The organism is Nitrososphaerota archaeon (assembly GCA_011605775.1).
Classification (GTDB): Archaea; Thermoproteota; Nitrososphaeria; order Nitrososphaerales; family JAAOZN01; genus JAAOZN01.
In genome coordinates this window covers 1-4872 of sequence record JAAOZN010000107.1, presented here as the reverse complement: position 1 = coordinate 4872, position 4872 = coordinate 1, and the positions used below count along the sequence as shown (strand labels likewise).

Here is a 4872-nt window from a genome sequence, read left to right as displayed (position 1 = left end):
TGGGTCTATAACGTAGGCTTGAGGTATGGCTTGAGGGAAGGGAAGGTAGATCGCTGTTCTATATGCTAAGCCAGCTTCATGCTCATTCGGCACCCTCTTCATAGGACACTTTTTAGCGCACTCCCCGCAGGCGGAGCAGTTTGACGCATCCACATACCTAGGCTTGATCCTTAACGTCACCTCGTAGTTGCCTGGTGACCCGCTTACCTTCACGGGCTCGGCTAAAGTTATTATCTTGATGTTTGGATGTTGACCTACCTCAACCATCCTCGGAGCAAGTATACAGGTTGAGCAGTCGAGAGTGGGGAATGTTTTGCTGAGCTGCATCATCCTACCGCCTATGCTGGGCTTCCGCTCAACCAAGTACACTTGGTAGCCTTTATTTGCAAGCTCAAGAGAGGCGAAGATCCCGCTTACACCACCGCCAACAACCATCACCGACCTCTCAACGGGTTTATACTCGGGCTGAAGAGGCTCTAGGTGGTGAGCCCTCATAACCGACCCTCTAACTATCGCTATAGCCTTCTCGGTAGCTGCATCCTTATCTGTATGAACCCAGCTGCAGTGCTCTCTTATGTTGACCATGTCAAGTAAGTAGGGGTTTAGGCCAGCATCAGCCACAGCCCGCCTAAAAGTGGTTAGATGCATACGTGGTGTGCAAGAGGCTTCAACCACCCTATTTAGGCGATACTTCTTCACAGATTCCTTTATTAGGTCCAAGCCAGTCTTGCTACACATATACCGATTGGTTTCGGCAACAACTACACCAGGCATCTTGGAGGCTGCTTCACGAACCTTCTCGACATCTACAACATCAGAGATGTTACCACCACAGTGGCATATGAAGACACCTATCCTAAGTTCCTCACTCATATCTATACCACCTACTTATTACACCTAATATGAAGGTGGTTAGTTGGATCAAGCTTGTCGAGGTGAGGAGCAACATACGCATCACGGTATATCCTCTCTTCTAGATGTATCTGTGTAATCTATTCGCTATAAATTGATGACATATAATCTAAAAAAAGTATATAGAGAGGCAAAGAACTACGCTCACGACGCGCAACCAGATAGCAAACTGCACCCGTAGAAGGATGACAGGCTTAAGTTTGCTTCAATATGTTGAGTATTTCTTGTACGGTTTCTGTTGGTAGGAACTTTTTCCAACCGGCTGAGAAGACCCTTATCTCCTCTGCGCTCTTAGGCATACTGTTTACGAGCTCTATCGCTTCCTCTTCTGTTAAACCCTTCTTCATAAGCTCCTCAACGAGTCTTCTCGCGTTTTCAGGTGTTGTCTTGGAGAACTTTGATAGGTAGTCGAGTGTCCTCTTTTGAATCTGGTCTGCTTGATCGAGGTTAATCTTCTCTAAGATTGCTTTGGCTTCTGGTATGGTTATGGGCCGCTTCTTGATCTGTTCAGACAACCCGAACCACCTTATTCCAATGCCAGGGGTTTGACGTGCTCTAGCCGCGCTATAACCTTCTTCACCTTATCCCCTATTGGAACACTTATCGTCAGTGTTCTACGCCCTACCTCCTCCACAACCCCGACTTTACCCTGGAACCTTCTATGCGGCATACCTTTCACCTGCCGTGGGTCGATATCTATTATGACTTTGTCAGAAACCTTATACTCTCTAAGGAGTGGTGTTAAGCCTCGCTTCTTCGACTCGTCGATTTGCAGTAGATGCCTCGTCTTTCTCCGATATCCGTGCGATCTGGGCAACTCTAACCTCCCAGTGAGCTGATAGGCACATAGATTTAACGGTTATGCTTCAGCTGATTTCTCCTTCGGGCCACATCATTCTTCTCAGCTTAAGCCCAACTCGCTCTATAGGATGCTTTTCCAACTCACTAAGATACTTGTTGAATGATGCTGGCCCCTCTTTAGCGTAAGCACTATGCCACTCATCAGCGAATTTACCGCAGCGGATATCATCTAGCACGCTCTGCATCTTCTGCTTCGTCTGCTGATCCAACACCAAACCCCCTCTCGTTAAGCCACCGTACCGCGCGGTCTCGCTAACCCTCTTATACATACCACTTATCCCATACCTCTGAATAAGATCTACAATCAGCTTCAACTCGTGCAGACATTCGAAGTAAGCAACTTCAGGCTGATAGCCATTCTCCACCAAGACCTCAAAAGCGGTTCTGATAAGTCTATCAACACCGCCACATAGATCGACTTGCTCACCGAACCAGTCGGTTTCAACCTCCTCTTTGAATGTGGTCTTTATTACACCGGCACGTGTGCATCCAACACCCTTTGCTAGACCAAGAACCCTAGACCAAGCCCTCTTAGAATGGTCTTGGTGGACGGCAACCAAGGCTGGTGTGCCGAAGCCCTCTAAGTAGAGCTCTCTGACTCTTTGACCAGGGGACTTGGGTGCTAACATTATCACATCAACCCAGCTCGGCGGTCTGATCCAACCCCAGTGTATAGAGGCGCCGTGGGAGAAGCTGAGCGCCTGTTCCTCTCTTAAATAAGGGGCTATCTCTTTCTCGTAAAGTGTCGGCTGGACCATATCTGGGACGAGTATGTGGATTATATCCGCTTGCTGCACCGCCTTCTTAACTTCAACGACTGTATGCCCATCTTTTACCGCCCTAGCCCAGCTTATGCCTCCTTCTCTCAGCCCCACTATAACATTTAACCCAGAATCTTTTAGGTTGCACGCCTGGGCTGAGCCCTGGCTACCGTAGCCGATAACAGCGATAAGTTCGCTCTTAATAGGATCTATTGAAACATCTTTATCATACCATATCTTAGCCATCTTGCCTCAACCTTTGCCATATACCTCTATCCGGCGTTGTTATAAGCCTTCTCCATCAAAAGATGTTTATGAAGAGAAGGGTCTAAGGTTGAGCACCATCCTTCTGTAAATGGGAAGTAGCTTTCTTTTGAAGAGCATCTAATGCCAGCTTGTAGGTGTATCCTTCTGCGAGCGCTTCGATGCTCGCCTCGATGATGTTCGCTGAAACAGAGGTTGTAGCCCATCTTCTACCATTGTCCTCGAATTCGATAAATACCCGCACTACTGAGGCTGTGCCCAGAACGCTATCGATAACCGTAACCTTGTAGTTGATAAGTTTAGTGTTAGATAGCTGCGGAAACTTTTGAAGCACAGCACGTTTGAACGCCACGTCAAGGGCGTGCACAGGACCCACGCCCTTTGCTTCTTCCTTAAAGACCTCTCCAGAGACTTCGACAACGACCTCAGCGGCGCACTTAGCTTCACCATCCATAGTCGAAGAAGCCTTCCACGAAATTATTCTGAACGGAGTGGTCAATAGACCTGCTTTCCTAAGTAGGATTAGGTGGACGCTTGCCTTAGCGTTTTCAAAGTGGTAGCCTTCTGCTTCGAGCTTCTTCACCTCTTTAAGAACCTCGTTAACCAGCTTATCCTCTTTGTCGAGATTAAGGTTGATTTCTGAAGCTAGATTAACTATGCTAGCCCTACCAGAAAGCTCAGATATAGATACTCCTCTTACATTCCCTATTAGAGTAGGGTCTATGTGCTCATAGGCGCGGGGTATCTTTAGTACAGCATCGACGTGTACACCAGCTTTATGCTTGAATGCATTCTTACCTACATAGGGTTGGCTAGGTAGGTTGGGGAGGTTAGCAAGGTCATAAACATACTGCGATAGTGCGGTTAGATCACTCAACCTTTTCTCCCAAGGTTTGTCTGATAGTACCACGTCATACCCCATCTTGAACTGGAGGGTTGGAAGCACTTGGCATAGGTCTGCATTACCACACCTTTCACCTAATCCGTTTATCGTGCCTTGTATATGTCTGGCTCCAGCTGAGACTGCTACGATTGTGTTAGCGACAGCAAGCCCAGCATCGTTATGTGCGTGTATGCCTATAGTCGATTTGACACTCTTCACGCTATCCTGAGTTATGGTGTGGATATCCTGAGGTAGAGTCCCACCGTTTGTGTCACAGAGGACTAGTGTATGCGCACCAGCCTCCTCAGCTGCCTTAAGCACCTCTAGTGCGTAAGATGGGTTAGACTTATAGCCGTCGAAATAGTGCTCAGCATCAAAGATCACTTCTAAACCTCGGTCTCGCAGATATGATATGGAGTCCCTGATGAGTTCAAGGTTCTCCTCTAAGCCTATGTTTAGCACCTTCTCTACATGTAGCTGCCAAGCTTTACCGAAGACTACTGCTGTCTTAACGCCACAAGCTACAACTTCGGTTAAGTTTTCATCCCTATGAGGCGGCACACCTTTGCGCCTCGTGCTTGTGAAGGCTACCAGCTCAGAGTGTTTAAGGTTCAGCCTCTTACTCGCTTTAAAGAACTCCGCATCCTTCGGGTTTGAGTAAGGCCAGCCGCCTTCGATATACCTAACTCCCAGCTCGTCAAGCCTTTGAGCTATGCTCAGCTTATCTTGGAGGGTAAATGATATACCGTAGGTTTGTGATCCGTCTCTCAGCGTTGTGTCAAGCACATCGATCTTCGAATCGATTCCGTTTACCTCGCGTGCACTAACTTCTTAGATGCTTGCAATATAAGTTTAACGCTCACCTCGCTGCTGAACTAGTAGGTTAGGATAGCGCCTTTGCTCGCAGAGCCTACAAGGAGCGAGTATCTCTTTAGGTAGCCTGATCTGATCCTAGGTTCGGGAGGCCTCCAAGCTCTTTTACGTTCAACAAGCTCTTCCTCAGATAATCTTACTTCGATGAGCCTCTTATCCAGATCTATCTCTACTATATCACCATTTTGAAGGAGAGCTATCGGCCCTCCAACTGCCGCTTCGGGTGCTACGTGTCCTACACATATACCCCTAGTTGCGCCTGAGAAGCGTCCATCGGTTATCAATGCGACATCCCTTCCTAGCCCCATTCCTACGATT

General features: G+C 47.7%; 6 protein-coding genes. All 6 read right to left on the bottom strand.

Annotated elements, in window-relative coordinates; translation table 11 throughout:
- Positions 1-873: CoB--CoM heterodisulfide reductase iron-sulfur subunit A family protein (locus HA494_09570; protein ID NHV98010.1), on the bottom strand; the 873-nt coding region annotated here is incomplete at its 3' end.
- Positions 874-1106: 233 nt separating this feature from the next.
- On the bottom strand, positions 1107-1427 hold the full coding sequence (locus tag HA494_09565; GenBank protein NHV98009.1) for an RNA polymerase Rpb4: 321 nt from the start codon (positions 1425-1427) through the stop codon (positions 1107-1109).
- Between the two features lie 11 nt (positions 1428-1438).
- A complete protein-coding gene (locus HA494_09560; protein ID NHV98008.1) occupies positions 1439-1729 on the bottom strand; it encodes a 50S ribosomal protein L21 in 291 nt (96 codons plus the stop codon).
- 49 nt (positions 1730-1778) lie between these two features.
- Complete coding sequence (gene ilvC, locus HA494_09555; GenBank protein NHV98007.1) at positions 1779-2780, bottom strand: ketol-acid reductoisomerase; 1002 nt, start codon at positions 2778-2780, stop codon at positions 1779-1781.
- Positions 2781-2862: 82 nt separating this feature from the next.
- Positions 2863-4467, bottom strand: coding sequence for a citramalate synthase (locus HA494_09550; GenBank protein NHV98006.1), 1605 nt, complete (start codon positions 4465-4467; stop codon positions 2863-2865).
- 89 nt (positions 4468-4556) lie between these two features.
- On the bottom strand, positions 4557-4872 hold a 316-nt coding region (locus HA494_09545), incomplete at its 5' end, for a dihydroxy-acid dehydratase (protein NHV98005.1).